The organism is Variovorax sp. V118, from assembly GCF_041154445.1.
Classification (GTDB): domain Bacteria; phylum Pseudomonadota; class Gammaproteobacteria; order Burkholderiales; family Burkholderiaceae_C; genus Variovorax; species Variovorax boronicumulans.
In genome coordinates, this window is the sequence record NZ_AP028663.1 from 777494 (window position 1) to 804423 (window position 26930).

Here is a 26930-nt window from a genome sequence, read left to right on the forward strand (position 1 = left end):
TCGGGCTATAATCGTGGGCTTTTCAGCGTGCGCTGGCCGGGTGGCCATGTCGCGTGTCTCGACGCTGGAAGAACATCGTGAGCGGGCCTCTTTCTATTTGAACTGGCTCGCTGACCACCCAAGGATAAATCATGGTCGTCATTCGACTCTCCCGCGGCGGCTCCAAAGGCCGTCCGTTCTTCAACATCGTCGTGTCGGACAAGCGCGTTCGCCGCGATGGCCGTTTCATCGAGCGCCTGGGTTTCTACAACCCGACCGCCAAGGAAAACGAAGAAAGCATCCGCATCGCCCAGGACCGCCTCGCGTACTGGAAGAGCGTCGGTGCCCAGGCTTCGCCCACGGTGCTGCGCCTGATCAAGCAAGCCGCTGCCGCGGCCCCCAAGGCGGCCGCCTAAGCCGCCCGCACGGCGATGCTGCCCACACTCGAAGCCGCCGAACTGCCGGCGGATGCGATCGAGGTCGGACGCATCGCCGATGCCTGGGGCATCAAGGGCTGGTTCAAGGTCCTGCCCCACAGCGCCCAGCCCGAGGCGCTTTTTTCTTCCAAGCGCTGGTTCCTGCAGGCTCCCGGAGCCTCCACACCCGCCGCTTTCCGGCTCGCGGTCCGCGAAGCCAAAGAACATTCCGACTGCATCGTCGCCTCGTCCGAGGATGTGCCCGACCGCAATGCGGCCGAGGCGCTGCGCGGCGCGCGCGTGTTCGTGCCGCGCTCGAGCTTCCCGACCGCCGGCGACGACGAGTACTACTGGGTCGACCTGATCGGCCTGTCGGTCGTCAACCGCGAAGGTGTCGTGCTCGGTGCGGTGCGCGAACTGCTCGCCACCGGCCCGCAGACCACGCTGGTGCTGACGGCCGAAGAAGACGGCAAGACCATCGAGCGCATGGTGCCGTTCGTCTCGGTCTTCGTCGACAAGGTCGACCTGCCCGGCCGCCTCATCACGGTCGACTGGCAACCCGATTTCTGACCCGGGCCGCGCGCGCATGCGCTTCGACGTCCTCACGCTTTTTCCCGAACTGTTCGCGCCCTTCATGGCCAGCGGCGTGACGCGCCGCGCCTACGAATCGAAGCAGGTCGAGGTCGTGCTGTGGAATCCGCGCGATTTCGCCCAGGGCAACTACAAGCGCGTGGACGACCGCCCGTTCGGCGGCGGGCCCGGCATGGTGATGATGGCCGAGCCCCTGGCGGCCTGCCTCGATGCCGCGCTGGCGGCCCGCGGCGCACCGGCACCGGTGGTGCTGTTCTCGCCCATCGGCGAGGCGCTGCGCCACGAGGCCGTCGAGCGCTGGTCGGCGAGCGAAGGTGCGGTGCTGGTCTGCGGACGCTACGAAGGCATCGACCAGCGCTTCATCGATGCGCGTGTCACCCACCAGGTCAGCCTCGGCGACTTCGTGCTGTCGGGCGGCGAGATCGCGGCCATGGCGCTGCTCGACGCCGTGGCCCGCCTGCAGCCCGGCGTGCTGGGCGACGAGGCCAGCCATGTACAGGACAGCTTCAACCCGGCGCTCGACGGCCTGCTCGACTGCCCGCACTACACACGGCCCGAGCAGTGGAACGGGCAGGGCGTTCCGGCGTCGCTGCTCTCGGGCCACCATGCGCAGATCGAGCGCTGGCGGCGCGACCAGCGCCTGGCCATCACGGCCGCGCGGCGCCCCGAGCTGATCGATGCCGCACGGGCGGCAGGCAAGCTCAACAAGGCCGATGAGGCCGCGCTGAAAAAAAAGCTATAATCCGCGGTTCCCCGATCCTCTGTCCGGCCGCGCCCGGTTTGTTGGTGGTTCTTCCGCCAAAGCCCACGGCGCCTTTAGTGCAGCCCGAAACGATCGATATCCAGGAAATCATGAACCTCATCCAGACCCTCGAGCAGGAAGAAATTTCCCGTCTCGGCAAGACCATCCCCGATTTCATGCCCGGTGACACGGTCATCGTCAGCGTGAACGTCGTCGAAGGCAGCCGCAAGCGCGTGCAGGCCTACGAAGGCGTCGTGATCGCCAAGCGCAACCGTGGCCTCAACAGCGGCTTCACCGTGCGCAAGATCTCCAGCGGCGAAGGCGTGGAGCGTACGTTCCAGACCTACAGCCCGCTGATCGCCGGCATCGAAGTCAAGCGCCGCGGCGACGTGCGCCGTGCCAAGCTGTACTACCTGCGTGAGCGCAGCGGTCGTTCGGCACGTATCAAGGAAAAGCTGCCGGGCAAGTCGCAGAAGGCTGCGTCGGCCGCTTAATCAGCCGCCGTCCTTTCTGCTCAAAAAGCCGCCGCTCTGGCGGCTTTTTGCGTTGGCGCCGCGCTTCAAGACAGTTTTCCATTTTTACGCTCTACTCCTTTCATTCCGCCACAGGCCGCATCCTCTCTTGACCTCATCCACTTCCGCCCCCACGCCCTCCGCCGTCGTCGAACCCGTCAATGCCGTGGTGCCGCCCGCGTTGCTGCAGATCGACCCGCGCCAGGCGCCCTTCGTGGACGGAAGCGATGGTCTGCCGGCGGTGGTGCCGGCGCAGCTGACGGCAACGGCCCTGCGCGCGCGCTTTGCCTCGCCGCCCGTGTGGACGCCCGAGCTGCGCCGCGAGCCCCGCATGACCGACCGCGTGCCGGCCCAGGCCGCCGTGCTGGTGCCGATCGTGCAGCGCCCGCAAGGCGCGACCGTGCTGCTCACCGAGCGCACCACGCACCTGTCGACCCATTCGGGGCAGGTGGCCTTTCCCGGCGGGCGCGTCGACCCTGAAGACGCCAACATCCAGGCCGCCGCCCTGCGCGAAGCCTGGGAAGAGGTCGGCCTGTCGGCGCAGTTCATCGAGGTGCTCGGCACCTTGCCGACCTACACGACGGTCACCTCGTTCGTCGTGACCCCGGTGGTCGCGCTGGTGCAGCCCGACTTCGTGCTGGACATCAATCCGTTCGAGGTGGCCGAGGCCTTCGAGGTGCCGCTGGCCTGGCTGATGGACCCGGCCAACCACCGCCGCCACGCGGTCAGCGCCACCGATGGGGTCCGACGCGAGTGGTACTCGATGCCGTACGTCGATGGCCCGCACGAGCGCTTCGTCTGGGGCGCCACCGCGGGCATGCTGCGCAACCTCTACCGTTTCCTCGCCGCCTGAGCCGGATCGGGCGCCACCTGGGGTCAAAACCTTCAGGTGCTCTCGCTATCATCGAAGGATGAGCTTCTTTGCCATCCTGTGCGCGTTGCTGATCGAGCAGGTGCGGCCGCTGGGCCCGCACAACCCCGTGTACGGCGGCGTCGTGGCGTGGACGCGCTGGACCAGCCGCAATTTCGATGCGGGTAAGCCGCACCACGGATGGATCGCCTGGGGGCTCGCGGTGTTCGTGCCCACGCTCCTGTCGCTGGGCGTGCACTGGCTGCTGGTGCTCACGCTGGGCCTGCCCTTCGCCGTGCTGTGGAGCGTCGCGGTGCTCTACATGACGCTGGGTTTTCGCCAATTCAGCCATCACTTCACCGACATCCGCGACGCGCTCGACGAGGGCGACGAGCCGCTCGCTCGCTCGCTGCTGGCGCACTGGCAGGGCGTCGATGCCGCCGAGCTGCCGCGCAGCGAAATCGTGCGCCACGTGATCGAGCATTCGGTCATTGCGGCGCACCGCCATGTCTTCGGCGTGCTGGCCTGGTTCTCGGTGCTCGCCGCTCTCGGCCTGGGGCCGGCAGGCGCGGTGTTCTATCGCATGAGCGAGTTCGTCGCGCGCTACTGGGCCCACAAGAACGGCGCGCCGGTGCAGCCTTCGAGCGTGGCGGTGCAGGATGCCGCCGAGCGTGCCTGGCATGCCGTCGACTGGCTGCCCGCGCGCATCACGGCGCTCGGCTTCGCCGTGGTCGGCAGCTTCGAAGAGGCCATCGACTGCTGGCGCAACGATGCGCGGCGCTTTCCCAACGAGAACGACGGCGTGATCCTCGCGGCCACGTCCGGCGCGGTGAACGTGCGCCTGGGCGGCGGCTCGCTGAGCCCGATCCCGGTGGCCGATCCGCTGCCGCGCGCGCAGGCCGGCGAGTCGCCGAGCGTCGGCCGGCGCCTGGACAGCGGCAGCACGCCGGGTCGCGAGCCCGAGCCCGGCCACCTGCGCAGCGTGGTCGGCCTGGTCTGGCGCTCGGTCGTGATGTGGATGGTGCTGCTGGCCTTGCTCACGCTCGCGCGTTTGCTCGGCTGACCCCATGACCACCCCGCCCGCACCGGCCTTCTGGAGCCCGCGCATCGGCGCGCTCGAACCCTACGTGCCCGGCGAGCAGCCGCGCATCGCCAACCTCGTCAAGCTCAACACCAACGAGAACCCGTACCCACCGTCGCCGGACGCCATCGCGGCGATCCAGCGCACGGCCGCCGACGGCCTGGAGCGCTACCCCGACCCCACGTCGCTCGCGCTGCGCGAAGCCGTGGCGCGCCGCCACGGCCTGCAGGTGGGCGAGGTGTTCGCGGGCAATGGCTCGGACGAAGTGCTCGCGCACGCGTTCTTCGCCTTCTTCCAGCAGGCGCAGCCGCTGCTGATGCCCGACGTGAGCTACAGCTTCTACAAGGTCTATGCCCAGCTCTACGGCATCGCCTGCGAGCAGCTGCCGGTCGATGACGGCCTGCGCATCGACATCGATGCGTTCGCGGCGCGCGCACGGCAGGGCTGCGGCGGCATCGTCATCGCCAACCCGAACGCGCCGACCGGCATCGGCCAGCCGCTGGCGCGCATCGAGCAGCTGCTGGCGGCGTGCCCGGATCGCGTCGTGCTGGTCGACGAGGCGTATGTCGATTTCGGCGGCGAGAGCGCGCTGTCGCTCGTCGGCCGATATCCGAACCTGCTCGTGGTGCAGACGCTGTCCAAGTCGCGCTCGCTGGCCGGCCTGCGGGTCGGTTTCGCTTGCGGGCAGGCGCACCTGATCGACGCGCTGGTGCGGGTCAAGGACAGCTTCAATTCGTACCCGATCGACCGGCTGGCCTCCGCCGGCGCCGTGGCCTCGCTCGACGACGAGGCGTGGTTCCGGCAGACACGCGACCAGGTCGTCGACACGCGCGAAGGCCTGAGCCTTCAGCTCGAAGACCTGGGCTTCGAGGTGTTGCCGTCGCAGGCCAACTTCGTGTTCGCGCGCCACCCGCAGCGCGATGCAGCCGAGCTGGCGGCGTTGCTGCGCGAGCGTGCGGTGCTGGTGCGGCATTTCAAGCAGCCGCGCATCGCGCAGTACCTGCGCATCAGCATCGGCACGCGGGATCAGTGCAGCACGCTCGTGCAGTGCCTGCAGGACATCCTGGCCTGAAACTCTGAGAGAAATCCTGTCGATGTCGACCCTTCACGCCGACCCGCGCGCCGTTGCCTGCGCATCGTTCTGGCACGCCTTGAGCGACAAGCTCAAGAGCCTGCAGTCCTTGTCCGGCCACGCGCTGGTGGGTGAATTGAATGCGCTGCTGCAGCCCTTCTTTCCGAACCTGGCGGCCGAAGTGCTGGGCGACCCGCCGGCTTTCACGCTCGTGCTGACAGCGCACGGCGCCGAAGACGATTTCGAGGACCTCATGGCGCTGGTGCACAGCGCGCCCGCATTGCCGCAGGTCGAGGTGGAGGCCTTCCGGCAGCGCATGCGCGAAGGTTTCAGCATGCGCATGAACGACTTCGAACTGGCCAGCGCGGACGTTCTCGTGAAGCACGAGCCCTACAGGGGGCGGGTGGCGCTGGAGATCGGCTTTGCCAAACCCATTCCGATGGACATGCAGGATCACGCGTGCCACATGAGCCTGATCATGCTCGACCACATCCTGGGCGAGTACGACTTCGCGGTGAAGGTCGGGCCGGTCGATCACGTCGAGGCGGATGCGCAAGCGGATTTCGATGGCGTGCCGCTCGATGACTTCGTGCCTCTGTTCGACGCATGTTGGCGCGAGGATCTGGGCCACACCGGCGTGTTTCCCTCAGGCGAGCACGGCTGGTCGGGCCTGACCGCCACGCGCACCGCCGAGGACGGCAGCGAGGTCGAGGCGGTCGTGATGCGAAACGACACCGCGAATGCGCTGCTCGGGCGTGCCGACCTGGGGCATCGGCTCTCGGCTGCCATCCCCGTCGAATCGGGCGAAGAACTGGACGAGGCCCGTGTCTATGAAGACCGACTGACCGCGCTGCTGCAGACGCACGGCGAAGGCTGCTGCACGCACATCGTGCTGGAGGAGGGCGTTCGCACCGTGCACTTCCATGTGGCCGATCCGCAGGCGGCCATCGTGCATGCGCAATCGGTGCAGGAAGCGCTGGAGTTGCCGGTGGCGCTGGACCTTGCCTTCGATCCGACCTGGAAGTCATACCGCACCTGGCTGGCCTGAGTGCAGCCGGCCCTTCGGTGCGTCTTCAGTAGCGCGTCTGGCTCAGCTCGGCGAACAGTTCGCCGTAGATCTTGTAGCGCGAGGCGCTGATCGGTCCGGGTTGCGTCGCCGTTTCAACGTTCGAGATCACGCCGCAGCCGGGTTCGTGCAGGTGGGTGCAGTTGTAGAACTTGCAGTCGCCCGTGTGCTCGGCGATGTCGGGCATGAGGCCGGCGAGCTGCATCGGCTCGATGTGGTTCAGGCCGAATTCCTGGAAGCCCGGCGAGTCGATGAGGCCGGTGGTGCGGGCCTCGTCGATCCAGTACCAGGTGGTGCTGGTGGTCGTGTGCTTGCCCGAGTTGAGGGCCTGCGAAATCTCTTGTGTCAGCACGCTCGCGCCGGGCACCAGCAGGTTGGTGAGCGTGCTCTTGCCCGAGCCCGACGGGCCGAGCACCAGCGTCGACTTGCCCGCCAGCAGTTTCATCAGCGAGGCGTAGTCCGCCTCGCCCGAGGCCTTGAGCGACAGCGGCAGCACGCCGTGGTGCATGCGGCGGTAGGGCGCCAGCTTGGCCCAGGCGCGCGCAAAGGGTTCGACGAGGTCGCTCTTGTTGAGCGCGATGATGGGCGTGATGCGTTCGGCCTCGGCCGCGATCAGTGCGCGCGCCAGCTGGTGTTCGGAGAACTCCGGCTCGGCCGCGATCAGGATCAGCACATGGTCGAGGTTGGCCGCGAACGACTTGGTGCGGATCTCGTCCTGCCGGTAGAAGAGGTTGCGTCGCGGCAGCACCTCTTCGATGGTGCCTTCGTCTTCGGTGGCCTGCCAGCGCACGCGGTCGCCGACCACGGCCTGGCTCTTCTTGCCGCGCGGATGGCAGATCAGCCGCTCGCCCGTGGGCGTTTCGACGAGGCAGTGACGCCCATGGCTGGCGACGACGAGGCCGTCGTGGTGCGCCTTCCCCGTGTTGTGCGCAGCGGGGGTGAAGGCGGCGCGGCCCGGCTTAGCCACAGGCGCGTGTCCTCATGCGGCGGGGCTCGCAACCAGCGCGTCGGCTTGGCGCGCGCAGTCGAAGTCGGTGATCGACAGGCCGTTCACATCGTGCGTGTTGAAGCGCACCACGCAGCGGTTGTAGTGCACCGACAGGTCGGGGTGGTGGTCCTGCGTGTGGGCCACCATGGCCAGCGCATTCACGAAGGCGATGGTCTCGAAGTAGTTCGCGAAGGTGAAGGTCTTCTCGATCGCGACATCGGCGCCGTCGCCGGTGAGCTTCCAGCCGTCGAGCTGGGCCAGGCCCGAGACGATCTCGGTGGCGCTCAGGGCCTTGCGGGCCGGGAGGTTTTTCCAGTCCTTGGGTTTGAACATGCTGCTCATGAGGGGCTTCGCTGAAAAGGTGGGTCGAGGGTCACGCCGCGGTCATGCGCGCAAGGCGCTCGGAGGCGGGCGGGTGGGAGTAGTAGAACTTGACGAACACCGGGTCGGGCGTGAGCGTCGAAGCGTTGTCCTGGTAGAGCTTGAGCAGGGCGGCCGACAGGTCGGCGCCGCTGGTCTGCGCCACGGCGTAGGCGTCGGCCTCGAACTCGTGCTTGCGCGACAGGCGCGCCGGCAGCGGGGCGACGAAGAAGCTGAACACCGGCACAGCCAGCATGAACAGCAGCAGCGCCAGCGCGTTGTTGGGCGCGGCCGGCGACAGGTTGGGCTGCACGCCCAGGCCGGCGTAGAACCAGACCTGCGTCGAGACCCAGCCCAGCAACGCAAAGCCGGCCAGGCTCAGCGCGAACATCGCGACGAGCCGCTTCACGATGTGGCGGTGCTTGAAGTGGCCGAGTTCGTGTGCGAGTACGGCCTCGACTTCGCCGGCGTTGAGCTGGCGCAGCAGCGTGTCGTAGAACACCACGCGCTTGCTGGCGCCGAAGCCGGTGAAGTAGGCATTGGCGTGCGCGCTGCGCGTGCTGCCGTCCATCACGAACAGGCCCTTGGCCGCGAAGCCGCAGCGCTTCATGAGCGCCGTGACGCGCGCCTTGAGCGTCGGGTCGTCCAGCGGCTTGAACTTGTTGAACAGCGGCGCGATGAAGGTCGGGTAGATCAGCATCAGCAGCAGGTTGAAGCCCATCCACGCGCCCCAGGCCCAGAGCCACCAGAGCGTGCCGGCCGCGCCCATGAGCCACAGGATGAGCGCCGCGATCGGCAGCCCGATCAGCGCGCCGAGCAGCGTCGACTTGACGGTGTCGGTGAGCCAGAGCTTCCAGGTCATCTTGTTGAAGCCGAAGCGCTCCTCGAGCCGGAAGGTCTGCCACAGCGTGAACGGCAGCTCCAGCAGGCCGCCGATGACGGCAAAGGCCGCCAGCAGCGCCAGTTGCTGCACCATGCCGCCGCCCAGCCACACCAGCAGCAGCTTGTTCAGCAGGTCGAGCCCGCCGAGCAGCGTCCAGCCCAGCAGCAGGGCGGCGCCCCAGGCCATTTCGACGAGCCCGAAGCGCGCCTTGGCGATGGTGTAGTCGGCCGCCTTCTGGTGGGCGGCCAGCGTGATGGTGCTGGCGAAGGCGGCCGGCACGGCGCCGCGGTGGCGCGCCACATGGCGCACCTGGCGGGTGGCCAGCCAGAACTTCACGAGCAGGCCCGCCACGAGCGCCGCCGCGAAGGCAAGGGTGAAGATGAGCGAATAAGACATCATGAAGCGGCGAGTTTAGTCCCCGGTATATCGGGGTGCAGGCCTTCGACGACAATCCTGCGATGCCCGAATCCCTTGACCCGACGCCCCCCGCAGCCGCCCCCACCCTGAAGAAAAGCGACCAGAACCTGGTCTGGCTGGACTGCGAAATGAGCGGCCTCGACCCCGAGAAAGAGCGCCTGCTCGAGATCGCCGTGGTCGTCACCGGCCCCGACCTCACGCCCCGCATCGACGGCCCCGTGCTCGTCATTCACCAGAGCGACGCCGTGCTCGACGCCATGGACGCCTGGAACAAGGGCACCCACGGCCGCAGCGGCCTGATCGACAAGGTCAAGGCCTCCACGCTGGACGAAGCCGCGGCCGAGCAGCAGCTGCTCGAATTCATCGCCAAGTACATCCCCAGGAGCGGCTCGCCGATGTGTGGCAACACCATCGGGCAGGACCGGCGCTTCCTGGTCAAGTTCATGCCCAAGCTCGAGGCGTACTTTCACTACCGCAACCTCGACGTCAGCACCCTCAAGGAGCTGGCCAAGCGCTGGAAGCCGGCGGCCTACGCTGCCTTCAAGAAGCAGCAGGCGCACACCGCGCTGGCCGACGTGCACGAGTCCATCGAGGAGCTGGCGCACTACCGGGAAACCTTCCTGCGCTTGGTGGATTGACAACAATTAGGTAAAAACCCGAAGCCGTGCCATAATCGCAGGCTTCGCTGATTTGAACGCGTCTTTGGACACAGATCAGCGTCTCTCGCATCTCCCTATCTTGCACACCGCGCCCGATCGCATTCGCTGATCAAAAAGGGCCGCAGCCTCCGACGAAAGCCGGAAGTTGAATGTCGTTGGATGGTTGATGTTTTTAACCACCAACGGGGCGCCGCCTACGGCAGCGCTCGCGTTTGAGATTGATATTCATGACCGACGCTTTTGAAGCGCAGGGCGAACTCGCGCCTGTGCAATCCGCTACCCATAACGAATTCACCGCTGTCGCGGACACCGTGTCCGAGGCTCCGATCCTCGACGCACTGGATGCCGCAGCCCCCGAGGCCGCCGAAGCCGAAGCGCCTGCCGCGCCCAACGGTTTCATCAAGCTGGGCCTCGCCCCCGAACTGATCGCCGCCGTGGCCGACATGGGTTTCACCCAGCCGACCACCGTGCAGGAAAAGGTCGTGCCGATCGCCATGGGCGAAGCCGGTTCGGCCCGTTTCGTGGACCTGATGGTGTCCAGCCAGACCGGCTCGGGCAAGACCGCCGCCTTCCTGCTGCCCGTGCTGCACACGCTGATCAAGCGCCAGGCCGAAGCCGAAGCCGAAGCCAAGGCCGAGTTCCAGCGCCTGGCCGCTGAAGCTGCTGCCCGTGGCGAAGCGCCGCTCAAGAAGCCCAAGCGCAAGGACCCGACCAACGCCCGTCATTTCAAGGCCGCCACCCCCGGCGCCCTGATCCTGTGCCCGACGCGCGAACTCGCGCAGCAGGTTGCACACGACGCCATCGAACTGGTGCGTCATTGCCGCGGCCTGCGCGTTGCCAACGTGGTGGGCGGCATGCCTTACCAGCTGCAGATCGCCAAGCTGCAGAACGCCGACCTCGTGGTTGCCACGCCGGGCCGCCTGCTCGACCTGCAGCGCTCGCAGCAGCTCAAGCTCGACCAGGTCAAGTTCCTGGTGGTCGACGAAGCCGACCGCATGCTCGACCTCGGCTTTGCCGACGACCTGGCTGAAGTCAACCAGCTCACCATCGAGCGTCAGCAGACGATGATGTTCAGCGCCACCTTCGCGCCGCGCATCCAGCAGCTGGCCCAGCGCGTCATGCGCGAGCCGCAGCGCATCACCATCGACAGCCCGCAAGAGAAGCACGCCAACATCAAGCAGTCGCTGTACTGGGCCGACAACAGCCAGCACAAGCGCAAGCTGCTCGACCACTGGCTGCGTGACACCAGCATCAACCAGGCGATCGTGTTCGCCAGCACGCAAGTCGAGTGCGACGGCCTCGCCAACGACCTGCAGCAAGAAGGCTTCAGCGCCGTCGCGCTGCACGGCGCTCTGAGCCAGGGCCTGCGCAACCGCCGCCTGATGGCACTGCGCCAGGGCCAGGTGCAGATCCTGGTGGCCACCGACGTTGCCGCCCGCGGCATCGACGTGCCGACCATCACCCACGTCTTCAACTTCGGCCTGCCGATGAAGGCCGAGGACTACACCCACCGCATCGGCCGCACCGGCCGTGCCGGCCGCGATGGCCTGGCCATCACCTTTGCCGAGTTCCGCGATCGCCGCAAGATCATGGACATCGAGCACTACAGCCGCCAGCAGTTCAAGGCGGAAGTGGTTGCCGGCCTCGAGCCGCAACAGCGCATGCCGCAATCGCGTCCCCCGATGGGCGAGTACCGCGGCGGCCGCGGCGACAACTTCTCGCGCGATCGCAAGTTCGGCAATGGCGGTGCGGGCGGCGGCGGTGGCTACCGCGGCAACAACAACGGCGGCGGCTATGCCGGCGCCAGCGGCTTCAACGACCGCAACGCACGCGGCCCGGCCCAGGGCCAAGGCCCGCGCGGCTTCCAGGGCGGCCAGAACGCCGGCTTCGGCGGCGGTCGTGACGAAGGCGGCAACGGCGGCGGCTACGGTCGCAAGCCGGGCTGGGGCGACAGCGCCCCGCGCGGCGGCCACGGCCATGGCGGCGGTCGCGGCGACGGCGGTTTCGCACCCCGTGAAGGCTTTGCGCCCCGCGAAGGTTTCGCACCGCGCGGCAACGGCGCCGGTCACGGCGGCCCGGGCAAGGTGTTCGTGCCCCGCGACGCGCAAAAGCGCGCGTTCAAGCCCAGCCGCTGATCGCCCCCGCAAGCGGCCCTGAAAAGGGCTGCTTCCCCCCAAAAAGCCCGCGCTTCTCACGAACGCGGGCTTTTTCGTTGTCGGGTTTCCGAGCAGTCCGGCGCCCATGAAGTTGGTTGACACCTGAATCGATGAAAAGTAATGTAATGGCACATTGCTTCTCCCCGGTCCGTTCGCGGCTGCCGGTTCATCGACACCTGTTCTCGACTTTCGATCATGAAAATTGCGATTCTTGGGGGTGGCCACGGCGCCTATGCGGCCGCTGCGGACCTGTCTGAAACCGGCCATGAAGTGCGCCTGTGGCGCCGCGACGCGGCGGCGCTCGAACCGGTCGTGCGCGCCGGCGCGATCACGCTGAAGGATGCGAACGGCGCGCGCGAGGTGCCCATTGCCCTTGCCACCGCCGACATGGGCGCCGCGCTGAAGGGCGCCGAACTCATCGTCATTCCCACGCCCGCCATCGCCCAGCACGACATCGCGCTGGCCATGGCGCCGCACCTGGTCGACGGCCAGGTCGTGTTCCTGCCGCCGGGCACCTTCGGCAGCTACGTGATGGCGCAGGCGGTGAAGGCCGCCGGCAACCGCGCCGACGTGGCCTGGGCCGAGACCGGCACCTTGCCGTACCTGGCGCGCAAGCACGGCGAGCGCGAGGTCAACGTCACCATCCGCGCGATCCGCCTGCCCACCGGCGTCTACCCGGCGCGCAAGGAGGCGCAGGCGATCGAGGTGATCCGTCGCGCCTACCCGGCCGTGCACGGCTGCGGCGACGCGCTCTCGGGCGCGCTGATGAACGCCGGCCCCGTCATCCACCCGCCGCTGATGGTGATGAACGCCGCGCCGCTGCAGCACTTCGAACGCTGGGACATTCACAACGAAGGCACGCAGCGTGCCGTGCGCGACGTGACCGACCGGCTCGACCGCGAGCGCATGGCCGTGCGCGAGGCCTTCGGGCAGGGCGCGCCGCACTATCCGCTGGCCGACCACTACAACAACGACCAGTGGATGTACGGCGATGCGCACAAGCAGCTCGTCAAGTCGGGCGACTGGCGAGAGAACATCGACCTGCACACGCACCGCTACATCACCGAAGACACCGAACTCGGCCTGGCCTTCCTGGCCTCGGCCGCGCGCCATGCGGGCGTGGACGCGCCCATCGCGCACGGCCTGCTGGCCATCGTCGGCGGCTTCCTCGGGCGCGACCTGCGCCAGGGCCCACGTACCTTCGAAAGCCTGGGCCTGGCCAGCCTGAGCGCGACCCAGCTCAAGCAGAGGCTGCACGATGGCGAATGAGCCCGCGCCGCCGCGCTTCGCCGCCGTGGGCGCCGGCCGCATGGGGCGCGGCATTGCCATCGCGTTCGCCTATGCGGGCCACCGCATCGCACTGATCGACCTGCGCCCGCGCACGCCCGAGGCTTGGCAGCGGCTGCGCGACGAGGCACAGGCGGAAATCGCCGCGAGCCTTTCGGGCTTGGCGCAGCTCGGCGTGATCGATGCCTCGCAGGTCGAGCGCATCGCCGCGCGCGTGGACTTCGTGAATGCAGCAGACGCACCGCACGCACTGGCCGCCGCCGAGCTGGTGTTCGAAGGCGTGCCCGAAACCATGGAGGCCAAGCGCGAGGCCTTCGAGCAGCTCAACCGCCATTGCCGCGACGACGCGATCCTCACCTCGACCACCAGCAGCATCCTCGTGACGCAGCTGGCCGCGCTGGTGCGCCGGCCCGAGCGCTTCCTGAACATGCACTGGCTCAACCCGGCCTACGTGATCCCCGTGGTCGAGCTGAGTTGCCACCCCGGCACCGACGCCGGCGTGCTCGCGCGCACGAAGGCACTGATGGAGGCCATCGGCAAGCTGCCCGTGGTCTGCGGCGCGTCGCCGGGCTACATCGTGCCGCGCCTGCAGGCGCTCGTGATGAACGAGGCGGCCCGCATGATCGAAGAAGGCGCTGCCACAGCGGAAGAAATCGACAAGGCCACGCGCTACGGCCTGGGCCTGCGCTTCGCGGCGCTCGGCGTGGTCGAGTTCATCGACTTCGGCGGCTGCGACATCCTGCACCACGCGAGCCGCGAGATGTCGGCCTCGCTCGACGCAGGCCGCTACACCGCGCCGGCCATCGTCGGGCGAATGGTCGAGGAAGGGCGGCTGGGCCTGAAGAGCGGCAGCGGCTTCTACGACTACGCGGGCCGCGACACCGCCGCCTACCGGCGCGACGTGCTCTCGCGCACGCTCGGCGAACTGAAGCACGCGGGCCTGTGGCGCGCGCCGGCCGACGAGACGCTGTCATGACGATCCGTCGCGCCTTCGCCGACCTGTCGGTGGGGCAGGTGCACCACGCCATGTGCGGCGACGCGCAGGCGCCGGCCGTGCTGCTGCTGCACCAGTCGCCGCGCAGCTGGGCCGAGTACCGCGAGGTGCTGCCGCTCATTGCCGGCGCGGGCTACCGCGTCATCGCCATGGACACGGCGGGCTTCGGCGACTCGGCCGACGGCGGCGTGCCGGCGAGCATTGCGCAGTGGGCGCGCGTCGCCTGCGAGCTGCTCGATGCGCTCGGCATCGCGCAGGCCGACGTGGTGGGACACCACACCGGCGGCGTGATCGCGATCGAAATGGCCGCGGCGTTTCCAGCGCGCGTGCGCAGCCTCGTGCTGTCGTCCACGCCGTACACCGACGAGGTGTTTCGTCGCGCCCGCGCGCAGCGTCCGCCCATCGACGAAGTGGCGCCCAGTGACGACGGCAGCCACCTCGCCGCGCTGTGGCAGAAGCGGCAGGCCTTCTATCCGCCGGGGCGGCCCGACCTGCTCGAGGCCTTCGTGCGCGATGCGATGAAGGTCGGTCACCGTGTCGAAGAAGGGCATCGCGCCGTGGCCTCCTACCGCATGGAAGAGCGCATCGGCCGCGTGACGCAGCCGACGCTCATCGTGCGCGCCACGCTCGACCCTTTCGCGGCGCCGCATGCGGCGGAGCTGCAGCATCACCTGCCGCAGGCGCGCATCGTCGACATCGACGGCGGCATGGTGCCCTTGCCCGACCAGATGCCCGAGGCCTTCGCGCGCACGGTGCTCGACTTTCTGGCGACACGGCCATGAAGGCCATTCGCATCCATGGCTTCGATGCCGCGCCGGTGCTCGAAGACGTGGCCGAGCCCGTGGCGCGACCCGGCCGCACCCTCGTGCGCATGCAGGCCGCGACCGTCGGCCACATCGACCGCACCGTGTGGCAGGGCCGCTTCCTGCGGCATCCGCCGTTGCCCTACACGCCGGGCGTGGAAGCAGCGGGCGTTGTCGTCGCGAGCGAGCGCTATGCAGAGGGACAACGCGTGTGGTTGCGTGGCAGCGGCTTGGGCACGCTGTTCGATGGCACCTGGTGCGAGCTGATTGATGCGCCTGACGACGCACTCGGCGTGTTGCCCGATGCGGTGCCGATGGCGCTCGGCGCAGCGTTCTTCTCGCCCACCACATCGGCGTGGGTCGCCTTGCATGAGGTCGCCCGATTGCAGTCTGGAGAGCAAGTGTTGGTGACGGGCGCAAGCGGCGCGGTGGGTTCTCTGGTGATGCAGTTGGCACGCGATGCGGGCTGCACCGCAACGCCTGTCGATCCGAAAGCCGCACCGCCAGAAGTCGCCAGCACCGACCTGCTCATCGACACCGTCGGCGGCGACGTGCTCGCGGCGGCCTTGCCTGCCGTGCGCCCCGGCGGTCGCGCCGTGCTGGTCGGCTACACCGCCGGCCCGACGCTGCAGCTGGACATCGCGCACTTCCTGCAGCGCGACGTGGCGCTGCTGCCGCTCAACATGTTCAGGCGCGAGGCCACAGGCCGCGCAGCCGCTCCAGAGTTGCTTGCGCGCCTGGCCGACGGCCGTCTGCACCTCGATGTGCAGCCCTTCGCGCTCACCGATGCAGCCCTCGCACTCGACTGGATCGCTCAACGCGGCCATCGCGGCCGCGCGGTACTCGTGCCTTAGTCTTCGTCCGGCACCTCGACCGGCACATGCACATGCAGGTCGATCATCTGCCGCAGCGTCTGCTTGAGCTCCTCGGCGCGTCGCAGGCCGAAGGGTTCGAGCACGCGGCGCTCGTGTTCGCGCGCCAGTTCCATCAGGTGCTCGACCGCCTTCAGCCCCGCGGGCGTGATGCGCACCAGCGTGATGCGGCGATCACTTTCATGGGGCAGGCGTTCGACCTGGCCGCGCGCTTCCATGCGGTCGAGCAGCCGCGTCACCGTCGGCTGCTTGGTCACCGTCACTTGCGCGAGCTGGCCGATGCTGACCGCGTCACTGCCCGCCAGCGACGCCATCACGCGCCACTCCGACACCGAAAAACCCTGCTGCCGCGCCACCTCGTGGAACTCCGAAGAGATCAGCTGGCTGGCCTGCGCGAGCAGCGCGGGCAGGTAGTCATCGACGAAGCGATGCGTTTCCTTGGATGGTTCAGACATGAAGGCGCCTCCTGTTTGCCGCAGGCATGCGGATTGCATGGCTAGGGTAATTCATGATTGTGGATACATTCATTTCTAAACATTATAGGAACCGTGATGTGACCCCGGGGCCGCATCCTCCCACGAGAAAGAAGAAGGACATCCATGGCTGAGCGTTCGTTCGTCGAAGAAGTCAAGAAGCTGAGACTTACTGGTGGAGAAGTGTTCCGCGGCGAAGGCATTCTGGCCGTCACCAAGGCCCTGCTGGAGTCGGGCGTTTCGTATGTGGCGGGCTACCAGGGCGCGCCCATCTCGCATCTGATGGACGTGCTGGCCGACGCGCAGGACATCCTGGCCGACCACGGCATCCGCTTCGAGAACAGCGCCAGCGAAGCCACCGCCGCTGCCACGCTGGCCGCCTCCGTCAACTACCCGCTGCGCGGCGCCGTCACCTTCAAGGCGACCGTCGGCACCAACGTAGCGTCCGATGCATTGGCCAACCTGGCCTCGGGCGGCGTCACCGGCGGCGCGCTCATCATCGTGGGCGAGGACTACGGCGAAGGCTCGTCGATCATGCAGGAGCGCAGCCACGCGTTTGCGATGAAGTCGCAGATCTGGCTGCTCGATCCGCGCCCCAACCTGCCGAGCATCGTCGATGCGGTGAAGACCGGCTTCGACCTCTCCGAGGCCAGCAACACGCCCGTGATGCTGCAGCTGCGCATCCGCGCCTGCCATGTGCACGGCCACTTCATTGCCGGCGACAACAAGCGCGCCAAGTTCACGCTGAAAGAGGCGCTGGAGAACCCGCAGCGCGACGTCAGCCGCATCGTGCTGCCGCCCGCGAGCTTTGTGCATGAACAAGAGAAGGTGAAAGACCGCTGGCCCGCCGCCGTGCGCTTCATCGAGGAGCGCCAGCTCAACGAGTTCTTCTCCGAGGACGCCGACGACATCGGCATCATCGTGCAGGGCGGCAGCTACAACACGCTGCTGCGTGCGCTCGAACGCCTGGGCCTGGCCGACGTGTATGGCGAGACCCGCGTGCCGCTGTATGTGATGAACGTGGCCTATCCCGTCATCGAGAGCGAAGTCATCCGCTTCTGCGAAGGCAAGCGCGCCGTGCTCATCGTGGAGGAAGGCCAGCCCAACTTCGTCGAGCAGAACCTCGCGACCATCCTGCGCCAGGCCGGCTCCACCACCGCGCTGCACGGCAAGGACATGCTGCCCGTGGCCGGCGAGTACACGACGCTCGAACTGCTCAAGGGCACGCGTGCCTTCTGCGAGCGCTACGAACGCCTCGCGCCGCTGCCCGTGCCCGCACCGGTGCGCAAGGTGATCCCGCTGAAGGAAGTGGCGGCGATCGGCGTCGATGCCGGGCCTGAACCCGCTGAGCCGTCGAGTGCGCTCGGCGATGTGGTGCATGCGCGTCCGCCGGGCTTTTGCACCGGCTGTCCGGAGCGCCCGATCTTCAGCGCCATGAAGCTGGTCGAGCGCGAACTCGGTGCGCACCACGTGAGCGCCGACATCGGCTGCCACCTGTTCTCGATCTTGCCGCCCTTCAACATCGGCAACACGACGATGGGCTACGGCCTCGGCGGCGCAGGCGCCTCGGCACTCAACGCACCGGCCGGCAAGCGCGCGATCTCGATGATGGGCGACGGCGGCTTCTGGCACAACGGGCTGACGAGCGGCGTGGCCAACGCGGTCTTCAACAAGAGCGACAACCTCACCATCATCGTCGACAACAACTACACCTCGGCCACGGGCGGGCAGGACATCCTCTCGTCGACCGCCGTCAACAAGACGCGCAGCACCGGCCACGAGATCGAGCGCGCCGTGCGCGGCGTGGGCGTCGAATGGGTGAAGACGATCCGCCGCACCTACGACGTCGCCGGCATGCGCGATGCGCTGAAAGACGCACTCACCACCACGAAGAAGGGCCCCAAGGTCCTCATCGCGCAGTCGGAGTGCATGCTCAACAAGCAGCGCCGCGAGAAGCCGCTGGTACGCAAGGCCATCGCCGACGGCAAGCGCATGGTGCGCGACAAGTTCGGCGTCGACGCCGACACCTGCACCGGCGACCACTCGTGCATCCGCCTGTCGGGCTGCCCGTCGCTCTCGATCAAGCCCAACCCCGATCCGCTGCGCATCGACCCCGTCGCTACCGTGCTCGACAGCTGCGTGGGCTGCGGCAACTGCGGCGACGTCTCGCACGCCGCCGTGCTGTGCCCCTCGTTCTACAAGGCGCAGGTCGTGAGCAACCCGACCGCCTGGGACCGCTTCCGCCAGCGCGTGCGCACTGCCGTCATCGGCTGGCTGCAGCGCGGCGATGCGCGCCGCCGTGACGCCTATGCCTTCTGACGCCATGACGAACAAGGTTCAACCCATCAAGATTGCCATCCTCGCCATGGGCGGGGAGGGCGGTGGCGTGCTCGCCGACTGGATCGTCGACATGGGCGAGGCCAACGGCTACGTCGCCCAGACCACCTCCGTGCCGGGCGTGGCCCAGCGCACCGGCGCGACCATCTATTACGTCGAGCTCTACCCCGATGCACAGGCCCACGCCGACGGCGGACGCCCCGTGCTCGCGCTGATGCCGCTGCCGGGCGACGTCGACGTGGTGCTCGCCTCCGAGCTCATGGAAGCTGGCCGCGCGGTGCAGCGCGGGCTGGTCACGCGCGACCGCACCACGCTCATCGCATCGACGCACCGCGTTTTCTCCATTGCCGAAAAGAGCGCCATGGGCGACGGCCGTGTCGACAGCGACCAGCTGCTCGCCCACACCGCGCGCGCCGCCAAGCGCTTCATCCGCTTCGACATGGCACAGGCCGCCGAAGCCTCGGGCAGTGTGATCAGCGCCGTGCTGTTCGGCACGCTCGCGGGCTCGGGCGTGCTGCCCTTCGGCCGCGCGCAGTTCGAGGCCACCATCGAGCGCGGCGGCGTGGGCGTGAAGCCCAGCCTCAAGGCCTTCGGCGCAGCATTCGATCGCGCGCAGGACGGCGACGACGGCGAACCCGCCAAGGTCGCACCGGCCGCCACGCCCGCACCGCAGCCGCGCCATCCGGCCGTGCGCGCGCTGGTCGAGCGCGTGCAGCGCGACTTTCCGCTGCCCGCGCACGACTTCCTGCTCGAAGGCGTGCGCCGCCTCATCGACTACCAGGACCTGGCCTACGCCGGCCTGTACCTCGACCGCATGGCCGCTGTTGCCAAGCTGCCCGACGACGCCCACCGCCTGCTGCGCGAAACCGCGCGCCACCTGGCGCTGTGGATGTCCTACGAAGACACGGCCCGCGTCGCCGCCCTGAAGACCCGCGCGACCCGCTTCGAGCGCGTGCACGGCGAGGCCGGCGTGCAGCCGGGCCAGCTGCTCGCCATCCACGAGTACATGCACCCGCGCCTGCAGGAAATCTGCGAGACGCTGCCCGGCGGCCTCGGCCGCTGGCTCATGCATTCCACGGTGCCGAAGAAGATCGTCGAGCGCTTCACGCAGCACGGCCGCGTGATCCGCACCAGCTCGCTGCGCGGCTACCTGATGCTGCGCATGGTCGCGGCCTGCAAGGGCTGGCGCCGCTCGACGATGCGCTACGCCGACGAAAACCGCCGCATCGAAGAATGGCTGCAACGCATCGCCGCCACCGCGCCACGCAACCCCGCGCTCGCCGTCGAACTCGCCCAGTGCCAGCGCCTGGTCAAGGGCTACAGCGACACGCACGAACGCGGCCTGCGCAACTACGACACCGTGATGCGCGCGTTCGAGCGCGCGGGTGCCGCGCTGGCGCCCGCCACCCTGCGCGAACTGCGCGACGCGGCGCTGGCCGACGAACACGGCCACAAGCTGCAGGCCGCGCTGGTGCAGCACGCCTTGGCCTGAAGGGACCCGAACCATGACCGCCCCCACGCTCCAGCTTCGCGTCGCCGAAGCGCGCGCCCTCAACCCGCTGATCCGCCTGCTGCGCCTGCGCGCCGAAGACGGCCGCGCGCTGCCCGGCTTCGCCGCCGGCGCGCACATCCGCGTGCAGGTGACGCTGGCCGACGGCACCACCGACTGGCGCCACTACTCGCTCATCAACTTCGCCACCGAGCGCAACGCCACCAACGCACCGACCGACTACGTGATCGCCGTGCGCAAGGAGGCCGAAGGCCGCGGCGGCTCGCGCTTCATGCACGAAGGGCTGGCCGAGGGCAGCGTGCTCACCATCGAGCCGCCGAAGAACGACTTTCCGCTGCACACCGGCCCCGGCGGCACGGTGCTGGTGGCCGGCGGCATCGGTGTGACGCCGCTGGCGTCGATGGCCGCGCGCCGCCGCGCCGAAGGCGCCGCCGTGCGCATGCACTACGCCGGCCGCAGCCGCGACCTCATGGCCTTCCTGCCCGAGCTGCAGGCGCTGCTGGGCGACGACCTGCGCGTGCACGCCGACGCCGAGGCCGGTGCGCCGCTGGACATCGACGCGCTGCTCGACGCCGTGCCCGCCGGCGACCGTCTCTACGTGTGCGGTCCCAAGGTCATGCTCGACGCCGTGCTCGCGCGCACCCAGGCCCGCGGCTGGGAGCACGACCGCGTGCACTTCGAGCTCTTCACCGAACCCGTCGTGGAGGAGGGCGACCAGCCCTTCGAGGTGGAGCTTGCCCAGTCGGGCCAGCGCTTCACCGTGTCGGTCGGCCAGAGCATCCTCGACTGCCTCATCGAACACGGCTGCGACCCGATGTTCGATTGCAAGCGCGGCGAATGCGGCGTGTGCGCCGTGCCCGTGATCGAGGGCGAGATCGACCACCGCGACTACGTGCTCACCGCCCGCGAGAAGGCGGAAGGCACCGTCATGCAGATCTGCATCTCGCGCGCCAAGGGAGCGCGCCTGGTGCTCGACCTCTGAGAAAAGCCAGCCAGGAAGGAGCCAGGAGAACCATGCCTTCGTACCGAGACAACCCCGATGCCGTTCGCGCGCTCGTGCAGAACGACCGCGTGCACCGCGACCTGTACACCAGCCAGGAGCTCTTCGAGCTGGAGCAGGAGCACTTCTTCGCCAACACCTGGAACTACGTCGGCCACGAGAGCCAGCTGCCGAAGTCGGGCGACTGGATCACCAACGAGATCGCGGGCCGCCCGCTGATCGTCGTGCGCCACAGCGACGGCAGCGTGCGCGTCATGATGAACCGCTGCGCCCACAAGGGCTCGCGCCTGGTGAACGGGCCCTGCGGCAACACCGGCAAGTTCTTTCGCTGCCCGTACCACGCCTGGACCTTCAAGACCGACGGTGCGCCGCTGGCCATTCCGCTGAAGACCGGCTACGAGCACACGCAGCTGCACGAGTGCGAGTCGGGCAAGGGCCTCACCCCGGTGAAGCACGTGCGCAGCCACCGCGGCTTCATCTTCGTGAAGATCAACGATGCGGGTCCCGACTTCGAGGAGTACTTCGGCGATTCGCTCAGCTCCATCGACAACATGGCCGACCGCTCGCCCGAAGGCGAGCTGGAAATCGCCGGCGGCTGCCTGCGCTTCATGCACCAGTGCAACTGGAAGATGTTCGTCGAGAACCTCAACGACACCATGCACCCCATGGTGGCGCACGAGTCGTCGGCCGGCACCGCCAAGCGCATGTGGGCCGACAAGCCCGAGGACGAGCCCAAGCCCATGGCCGTGGAGCAGTTCGTGCCCTTCATGTCCGACTACAAGTTCTTCGAGGACATGGGCATCCGCACCTACGACCACGGCCACAGCTTCACGGGCGTGCACTTCAGCATCCACAGCAAGTACAAGGCGATCCCCGCCTACGACGACGCCATGAAGGCGCGCTACGGCGAAGAGAAGACGGCGGAGATTTTGGGCATGGCGCGGCACAACACCGTGTACTACCCGAATCTCACGATCAAGGGCGCGATCCAGGCGATCCGCGTGGTCAAGCCCATCTCGGCCGACAAGACCCTCATCGAGAGCTGGACCTTCCGCCTCAAGGGCGCGCCGCCCGAGCTGCTGCAGCGCACCACCATGTACAACCGCCTCATCAACTCGCCGTTCTCGGTGGTGGGCCACGACGACCTGCAGGCCTACCGCGGCATGCAGGCCGGCCTGCACGCCAGCGGCAACGAGTGGGTGAGCCTGCACCGCGACTACGACGAATCGGAGTTGAAGGGCGGCGAGATCACCACGGGCGGCACCAACGAGCTGCCCATGCGCAACCAGTACCGCAGCTGGGTGCAGCGCATGACGGAGACGATGTAATGGCCACCACCAACGTCATCGACATCACCCGCCAGGACCTCGTCGACTTCGTCGTCAACGAAGCGCGCCTGCTCGACACCCGCCGCTACGAGGAATGGAACGCGCTCTTCACCGACGACGCGTTCTACTGGATTCCGCTCGTGCCCGACCAGGAAGACGGCCTGAACCACACCTCGCACCTGTACGAGGACAAGCTGCTGCGCGAGCTGCGCATCGAACGCCTGAAGAGCCCGCGCGCGTTCTCGCAGCAGCCCCAAAGCCGCTGCCACCACCTGCTGCAGGTGCCCGTGGTCGAGACCTTCGACGCCGAGGCCCAGCGCTTCGTGGTGCGCACCGAATTCCACTACACCGAGTCGCAGTGCGACGAGCTGCAGTTCTACGTCGGCACCTTCTTCCACCACCTCACGGTGCAGGACGGCGCGCTGCGCATGACGCTCAAGCGCGTCGACCTGCTCAACTGCGACGCGGCGCTTCCGGCCGTGCAGCTCTTCATCTGACAGGGACGCGATGACCCACGCCACCGTCCACCAGGTGTTCGCCGCCACGGCCGCGCGCACACCGCGGGCCGAATTCCTCTTCACCGAATCGGTGACCGCCGCCGCCTACGGCATCGCCGCCGGCGCCATCCGCTGGGGCGAAGCCGCCGCAGAAATCGATCGGCTGCGCATCGCCTACGCGCAGGCCGGCTACGGCCACGGCCACCGCGTCGGCCTGCTGCTGGAGAACCGGCCCGCCTTCATCTTCCACTGGCTCGCGCTGAACGCATTGGGCGCGAGCGTGGTGCCGATCAACGCCGAGATGCGCTCGGCCGAGCTGGTCTACCTCATCGGCCACAGCGAGATCGGCCTGGCCGTCACGCTGCCCGAGCGCGCCGCCGACCTGCAAGCTGCCGCCGCACAGGCCGGCGTGGCCTTCGAGACCATGGGCCCCGACGATGCCGTGCCGCCCGCGAAGACCGCCGCGCCGCGCGCCGGCGAGCCCGTGGGCACCGACACCGAATGCGGCCTGCTCTACACCTCGGGCACCACCGGCCGGCCCAAGGGCTGCATCCTGAGCAACGCGTACTTCCTGCGTGCCGGCGAGTGGTATGCCGCGCTCGACGGCGTGTGCAGCATCCGCCCCGACGCCGAGCGCGTGATCACGCCGCTGCCGCTCAACCACATGAACGCGATGGCGTTCTCGACCATGGTGGTGCTGGTGGCCGGCGGTTGCCTCGTGCAGCTCGACCGCTTCCACCCGAAGAGCTGGCTCGCCAGCGCGAAGGAAAGCGGCGCGACCATCGTCCACTACCTGGGCGTGATGCCCGCGATGCTGCTGTCGGCCCCCGCGTCGGCGGCCGACCGCGACCACGCGATCCGCTGGGGCTTCGGCGCTGGTGTCGACCGCAAGAACCATGCGCCCTTCGAAGAGCGCTTCGGCTTCCCGCTGGTCGAAGCCTGGGCCATGACCGAGACCGGCGCGGCCGCCTGCATCATGGCCAACCGCGAGCCGCGCCTCGTGGGCACCAGCTGCTTCGGACGGCAGGAAGACTTCGTCGAGATCCGCCTCATGGGCGAGGACGGCAGCGACGTGGGCACCGACATGCCCGGCGAACTGCTGGTGCGCTCGGCCGGCGCCGACCCGCGCCGCTACTTCTTCTCCGGCTACCTGAAGGACGAAGAGGCCACGCGCGAAGCCTGGGCCGACGGCTGGTTCCACACCGGCGACCTCGTGCGCCGCGACGCCGACGGCAACTTCTTCTTCGTCGACCGCAAGAAGAACGTGATCCGCCGCAGCGGCGAGAACATCTCGGCCGTCGAGGTCGAGAGCGTGCTCAACCAGCACCCGGCCGTGAAGACCTCGGCCGTGGCCGCCACGCCCGATGCGGTGCGCGGCGACGAGGTGCTGGCGTGCATCGTGCTGCGCGACGGCAGCGATGCGTCGCAGCGCGAAGCGGTCGCGGCCAGCATCGTCCAGCATGCGCTGGCGCAGCTGGCGTACTACAAGGCGCCCGGTTACGTGGCCTTCGTCGACGCGCTGCCGCTCACGCCCTCGCAGAAGATCCAGCGCGGCCAGCTGCGCGAGATGGCGCAGACGCTGCCGGGCCAGGGCCATTGCATCGACACGCGCTCCATGAAAAAGAGGCAGGCATGACGAAACGACGGCTCTCTTATGAAGGCGTCGCGGTCGCGGTGCCCGTCACCGTGCCCTACGTGCGCTACTCCACGCGCACCGCGCACTGGTTCGTCGGCCAGGCCATCGACGCGCTGGTGCAGGCCAGCGGCGTGGCCAAGGAACAGATCGACGGCCTGTGCCTGAGCAGCTTCTCGCTGGCGCCCGACACGGCCGTGGGCGTCACGCAGCACCTGGGCCTGTCGCCGCGCTGGCTCGACCACATGCCCACCGGCGGCGCCTCGGGCGTGATGTGCCTGCGCCGCGCCGCGCGTGCGGTGCAGGCGGGCGATGCCGACATCGTCGCCTGCGTGGGCGCCGACACCAACCACGTCGACTCCTTCCGCCAGACGCTGGGCAGCTTCAGCAACTTCGCGCGCGATGCGAGCTACCCCTACGGCTCGGGCGGCCCGAACTCGATCTTCGCGTTCATCACCGCCAACTACATGCGCACCTACGGCGCCACGCGCGAAGACTTCGGCCGCATCTGCGTCGACCAGCGCACCAACGCGCTGGGCAACCCGAACGCCATGTTCAAGAAGGGCCTCACGCTCGACGAGTACATGGCCGCGCGGCCCATCTCCGACCCCATCCACCTGTTCGACTGCGTGATGCCCTGCGCCGGCGCCGACGCCTTCCTCGTGATGAGCGAGGAGCGCGCACGCGACCTGGGCCTGGCGCACGTCGTGATCCGCGGCGCCATCGAGCGCCACAACGCCTATGCCGAAGACCCGGTGATGGTGCAGGGCGGCTGGCGCAAGGACCGCGACGACCTCTACGCCCAGGCCGGCGTGCAGCCCGCCGCGCTCGACTTCGTGCAGACCTACGACGACTACCCCGTCATCGTGATGATGCAGTTCGAGGACCTGGGGTTCTGCGAGAAGGGCGAAGGCTCGGCCTTCGTGCAGGCCAACACCATGACCTTCGACGGCAGCTTTCCGAACAACACCAGCGGCGGCCAGCTCTCGGCCGGGCAGGCCGGTGCGGCGGGCGGCTTCCTCGGCATGGTCGAGGCGATCCGACAACTGACCGACCAGTCCGGCGCGCGCGCCGTGCCCAACGCCCAGCTGGGCCTTGTCGCCGGCTTCGGCATGGTGACCTACGACCGCTGCCTCTGTACGGGCGCCGTCATTCTCGGGAGACCCGCATGACGATGCCGATGATGCGCCCCCCGCGCAAGAACCCGGTGCTGCGCACCCGGCAGATGAACCTGCCGCCCGGCGCCCGTGGCCGCGTCGCGCTCGGCCTCACGGCCGCCGCCGCCGAAGGCCGCTTCGAGCTGCAGACCTGCGAGGACTGCGGCACCGTGCAGTACCCGCCGCGCGAGGTCTGCCACAAGTGCCTGTCGGCCGCGCTGCGCTGGCGCCAGCAGAGCGGCGAGGGCGCGCTGCTCGGCAGCACCACGCTGCACCACAGCAACGACCTGTTCTTTCGCGAGCGGCTGCCCTGGCGGCTGGGCCTGGTGCACCTGGATGCCGGCCCCACGCTCATGGTCCACCTGCACGGCGAGGTCGGCGATGCGCCCACGCGCGTGCGTGTCGGCGCCCGGCTCGACCGCGCCGGCCAGGCCGTCCTCATTGCTTTTCCGACTGAAGGGAGTCCCCACATGGCCGACGACAAGATGCTGCGCGAAATGACCAGCGACCCCAAGTTCCGCAAGGTGCTGGTGACCGACGGCAAGACCGAGACGGGCCAGGCCCTCGTGCGTGCGCTGGTGAAGGCCGGCGCCGACATCGTCTGGGTCGGCCACGCCGAACCGTGGAAGAAGATGGGCGACGGGCTGGACGACATCTCGGCCCTGCCGCAGGTCACGCTCGTGCCGCTGGATCTCACCAACGGCCGCCAGGTGACCGAGCTGGCCGGTTCCATCGGCGGCAAGGTCGACATCGTGATCAACAACGCCGAGGTGCACCGCACCTTCGGCATCGGTGCGCGGCGCGGCACCGACGTGGCCAAGGCCGAGATGGACATCAACTACTTCGGCCTGCTGCGCCTGGCGCAGGAGTTCGGCCCCGCGCTCAAGGGCCGCTCGGCCGACGGCGCCACGGGCGCGACGGCGTGGGTCAACCTGCTGTCGATCTACGCGCTGAGCAACTTCCCGCCGCACGGCACCTTCAGCGCCTCGAAGGCCGCGGCGCATTCGCTCGCGCAGTGCCTGCGCGCCGAGATGCGGCCCGCCGGCATCCGCGTGATCAACGTGTTCCCCGGCCCCATCGACGACGAATGGAACCAGCACACGCCGCCGCCCAAGCTGGCACCCACCGCGCTGGCCAACGCCATCGTGAAGGCGCTGCGCGACGGCGTGGAAGACGTGTACCCCGGCGACGTGGCGCAGGAGTGGCTGGAGCGCTGGCGCGACAACCCCAAGGTGCTCGAACGCGAACTGGCCGCCGGCGGCTGAGA

The 26930-nt window shown here is 68.5% G+C and carries 26 protein-coding genes; 22 read left to right on the top strand and 4 right to left on the bottom strand.

Translation table 11 applies throughout. The features are described 5' to 3' along the window. Window positions 1-131: 131 nt before the first annotated feature. The 8 genes from rpsP (at window position 132) to ACAM52_RS03570 (ending at window position 6291) form a co-directional block, all read left to right on the top strand. Window positions 132-395, top strand: a complete 264-nt coding sequence (rpsP, locus tag ACAM52_RS03535) for a 30S ribosomal protein S16 (RefSeq protein ID WP_007831311.1) — start codon at window positions 132-134, stop codon at window positions 393-395. A gap of 15 nt (window positions 396-410) precedes the next feature. Continuing rightward, window positions 411-965: a ribosome maturation factor RimM gene (gene rimM, locus ACAM52_RS03540; protein WP_095746396.1), complete on the top strand. Its 555-nt coding sequence runs from the start codon at window positions 411-413 to the stop codon at window positions 963-965. A 16-nt stretch (window positions 966-981) separates the two neighbouring features. Beyond that, window positions 982-1728, top strand: a complete 747-nt coding sequence (trmD, locus tag ACAM52_RS03545) for a tRNA (guanosine(37)-N1)-methyltransferase TrmD (RefSeq protein ID WP_369646133.1) — start codon at window positions 982-984, stop codon at window positions 1726-1728. Between the two features lie 110 nt (window positions 1729-1838). Next, a complete protein-coding gene (gene rplS, locus ACAM52_RS03550) occupies window positions 1839-2222 on the top strand; it encodes a 50S ribosomal protein L19 (protein ID WP_056572437.1) in 384 nt (127 codons plus the stop codon). Between the two features lie 127 nt (window positions 2223-2349). After that, entirely contained in the window at window positions 2350-3093 is a 744-nt protein-coding gene (locus tag ACAM52_RS03555) for a CoA pyrophosphatase (RefSeq protein ID WP_354343921.1), read from the top strand. Window positions 3094-3151: 58 nt separating this feature from the next. After that, window positions 3152-4153 (top strand): CobD/CbiB family protein, encoded by a 1002-nt coding sequence (locus tag ACAM52_RS03560; protein WP_369646134.1) that lies wholly within the window; start codon window positions 3152-3154, stop codon window positions 4151-4153. 4 nt (window positions 4154-4157) lie between these two features. Next, on the top strand, window positions 4158-5243 hold the full coding sequence (gene hisC / locus ACAM52_RS03565; protein ID WP_369646135.1) for a histidinol-phosphate transaminase: 1086 nt from the start codon (window positions 4158-4160) through the stop codon (window positions 5241-5243). A 22-nt stretch (window positions 5244-5265) separates the two neighbouring features. Further along, window positions 5266-6291 carry a hypothetical protein gene (locus tag ACAM52_RS03570; RefSeq protein WP_369646136.1) on the top strand — a complete coding sequence of 342 codons (1026 nt, stop codon included), beginning with the start codon at window positions 5266-5268 and terminating at the stop codon, window positions 6289-6291. Window positions 6292-6316: 25 nt separating this feature from the next. Here the strand turns inward: ACAM52_RS03570 and rsgA are convergent, their stop codons facing one another. The 3 genes from rsgA to ACAM52_RS03585 are packed head-to-tail and all read right to left on the bottom strand — an operon-like array spanning window position 6317 to window position 8936. Then, window positions 6317-7276 (bottom strand): ribosome small subunit-dependent GTPase A, encoded by a 960-nt coding sequence (gene rsgA / locus ACAM52_RS03575; RefSeq protein ID WP_083259283.1) that lies wholly within the window; start codon window positions 7274-7276, stop codon window positions 6317-6319. A gap of 12 nt (window positions 7277-7288) precedes the next feature. Beyond that, window positions 7289-7639, bottom strand: coding sequence for a 4a-hydroxytetrahydrobiopterin dehydratase (locus tag ACAM52_RS03580; RefSeq protein ID WP_062475054.1), 351 nt, complete (start codon window positions 7637-7639; stop codon window positions 7289-7291). A gap of 31 nt (window positions 7640-7670) precedes the next feature. Next, window positions 7671-8936 carry a M48 family metallopeptidase gene (locus tag ACAM52_RS03585; RefSeq protein WP_369646137.1) on the bottom strand — a complete coding sequence of 422 codons (1266 nt, stop codon included), beginning with the start codon at window positions 8934-8936 and terminating at the stop codon, window positions 7671-7673. A gap of 62 nt (window positions 8937-8998) precedes the next feature. On the opposite strand from ACAM52_RS03585, the gene orn reads away from it, so the two are divergent. The 6 genes from orn (at window position 8999) to ACAM52_RS03615 (ending at window position 15710) form a co-directional block, all read left to right on the top strand. Further along, a complete protein-coding gene (gene orn / locus ACAM52_RS03590) occupies window positions 8999-9595 on the top strand; it encodes an oligoribonuclease (protein WP_369646138.1) in 597 nt (198 codons plus the stop codon). Window positions 9596-9843: 248 nt separating this feature from the next. Further along, window positions 9844-11751, top strand: coding sequence for a DEAD/DEAH box helicase (locus ACAM52_RS03595; RefSeq protein WP_307588866.1), 1908 nt, complete (start codon window positions 9844-9846; stop codon window positions 11749-11751). Between the two features lie 216 nt (window positions 11752-11967). Further along, window positions 11968-13041, top strand: a complete 1074-nt coding sequence (locus ACAM52_RS03600) for an NAD/NADP octopine/nopaline dehydrogenase family protein (protein WP_369646139.1) — start codon at window positions 11968-11970, stop codon at window positions 13039-13041. Continuing rightward, complete coding sequence (locus ACAM52_RS03605) at window positions 13031-14035, top strand: 3-hydroxybutyryl-CoA dehydrogenase (RefSeq protein ID WP_369646140.1); 1005 nt, start codon at window positions 13031-13033, stop codon at window positions 14033-14035. Before ACAM52_RS03600 ends, ACAM52_RS03605 begins: the two co-directional genes overlap by 11 nt. Next, complete coding sequence (locus ACAM52_RS03610) at window positions 14032-14835, top strand: alpha/beta fold hydrolase (RefSeq protein WP_369646141.1); 804 nt, start codon at window positions 14032-14034, stop codon at window positions 14833-14835. The genes ACAM52_RS03605 and ACAM52_RS03610 overlap by 4 nt, the downstream gene beginning before the upstream one ends. Further along, complete coding sequence (locus ACAM52_RS03615) at window positions 14832-15710, top strand: zinc-binding alcohol dehydrogenase family protein (protein ID WP_369646142.1); 879 nt, start codon at window positions 14832-14834, stop codon at window positions 15708-15710. The genes ACAM52_RS03610 and ACAM52_RS03615 overlap by 4 nt, the downstream gene beginning before the upstream one ends. Here the strand turns inward: ACAM52_RS03615 and ACAM52_RS03620 are convergent. Beyond that, window positions 15707-16183: a MarR family winged helix-turn-helix transcriptional regulator gene (locus tag ACAM52_RS03620; protein ID WP_062475035.1), complete on the bottom strand. Its 477-nt coding sequence runs from the start codon at window positions 16181-16183 to the stop codon at window positions 15707-15709. The genes ACAM52_RS03615 and ACAM52_RS03620 overlap by 4 nt on opposite strands. Window positions 16184-16327: 144 nt before the next feature. Here ACAM52_RS03620 and ACAM52_RS03625 point away from each other — a divergent pair, with 144 nt between their 5' ends. From ACAM52_RS03625 to ACAM52_RS03660, 8 genes are read left to right on the top strand one after another with little or no spacing between them, the layout of a single operon-like run. Beyond that, on the top strand, window positions 16328-18520 hold the full coding sequence (locus ACAM52_RS03625; RefSeq protein WP_369646143.1) for a thiamine pyrophosphate-dependent enzyme: 2193 nt from the start codon (window positions 16328-16330) through the stop codon (window positions 18518-18520). Between the two features lie 4 nt (window positions 18521-18524). Beyond that, window positions 18525-20030 carry an indolepyruvate oxidoreductase subunit beta family protein gene (locus tag ACAM52_RS03630; protein ID WP_369646144.1) on the top strand — a complete coding sequence of 502 codons (1506 nt, stop codon included), beginning with the start codon at window positions 18525-18527 and terminating at the stop codon, window positions 20028-20030. 13 nt (window positions 20031-20043) lie between these two features. Further along, a complete protein-coding gene (locus tag ACAM52_RS03635; RefSeq protein WP_369646145.1) occupies window positions 20044-21030 on the top strand; it encodes a 2Fe-2S iron-sulfur cluster-binding protein in 987 nt (328 codons plus the stop codon). Between the two features lie 32 nt (window positions 21031-21062). Further along, window positions 21063-22376, top strand: coding sequence for an aromatic ring-hydroxylating dioxygenase subunit alpha (locus ACAM52_RS03640; RefSeq protein WP_369646146.1), 1314 nt, complete (start codon window positions 21063-21065; stop codon window positions 22374-22376). Next, window positions 22376-22873, top strand: a complete 498-nt coding sequence (locus ACAM52_RS03645) for an aromatic-ring-hydroxylating dioxygenase subunit beta (RefSeq protein WP_369646147.1) — start codon at window positions 22376-22378, stop codon at window positions 22871-22873. Before ACAM52_RS03640 ends, ACAM52_RS03645 begins: the two co-directional genes overlap by 1 nt. 10 nt (window positions 22874-22883) lie before the next feature. Then, window positions 22884-24509: an AMP-binding protein gene (locus ACAM52_RS03650; RefSeq protein ID WP_369646148.1), complete on the top strand. Its 1626-nt coding sequence runs from the start codon at window positions 22884-22886 to the stop codon at window positions 24507-24509. Further along, entirely contained in the window at window positions 24506-25678 is a 1173-nt protein-coding gene (locus tag ACAM52_RS03655) for a thiolase family protein (RefSeq protein ID WP_369646149.1), read from the top strand. Before ACAM52_RS03650 ends, ACAM52_RS03655 begins: the two co-directional genes overlap by 4 nt. Continuing rightward, window positions 25675-26928: an SDR family NAD(P)-dependent oxidoreductase gene (locus ACAM52_RS03660; RefSeq protein ID WP_369646150.1), complete on the top strand. Its 1254-nt coding sequence runs from the start codon at window positions 25675-25677 to the stop codon at window positions 26926-26928. The genes ACAM52_RS03655 and ACAM52_RS03660 overlap by 4 nt, the downstream gene beginning before the upstream one ends. The last annotated feature ends 2 nt before the right edge of the window (window positions 26929-26930 follow it).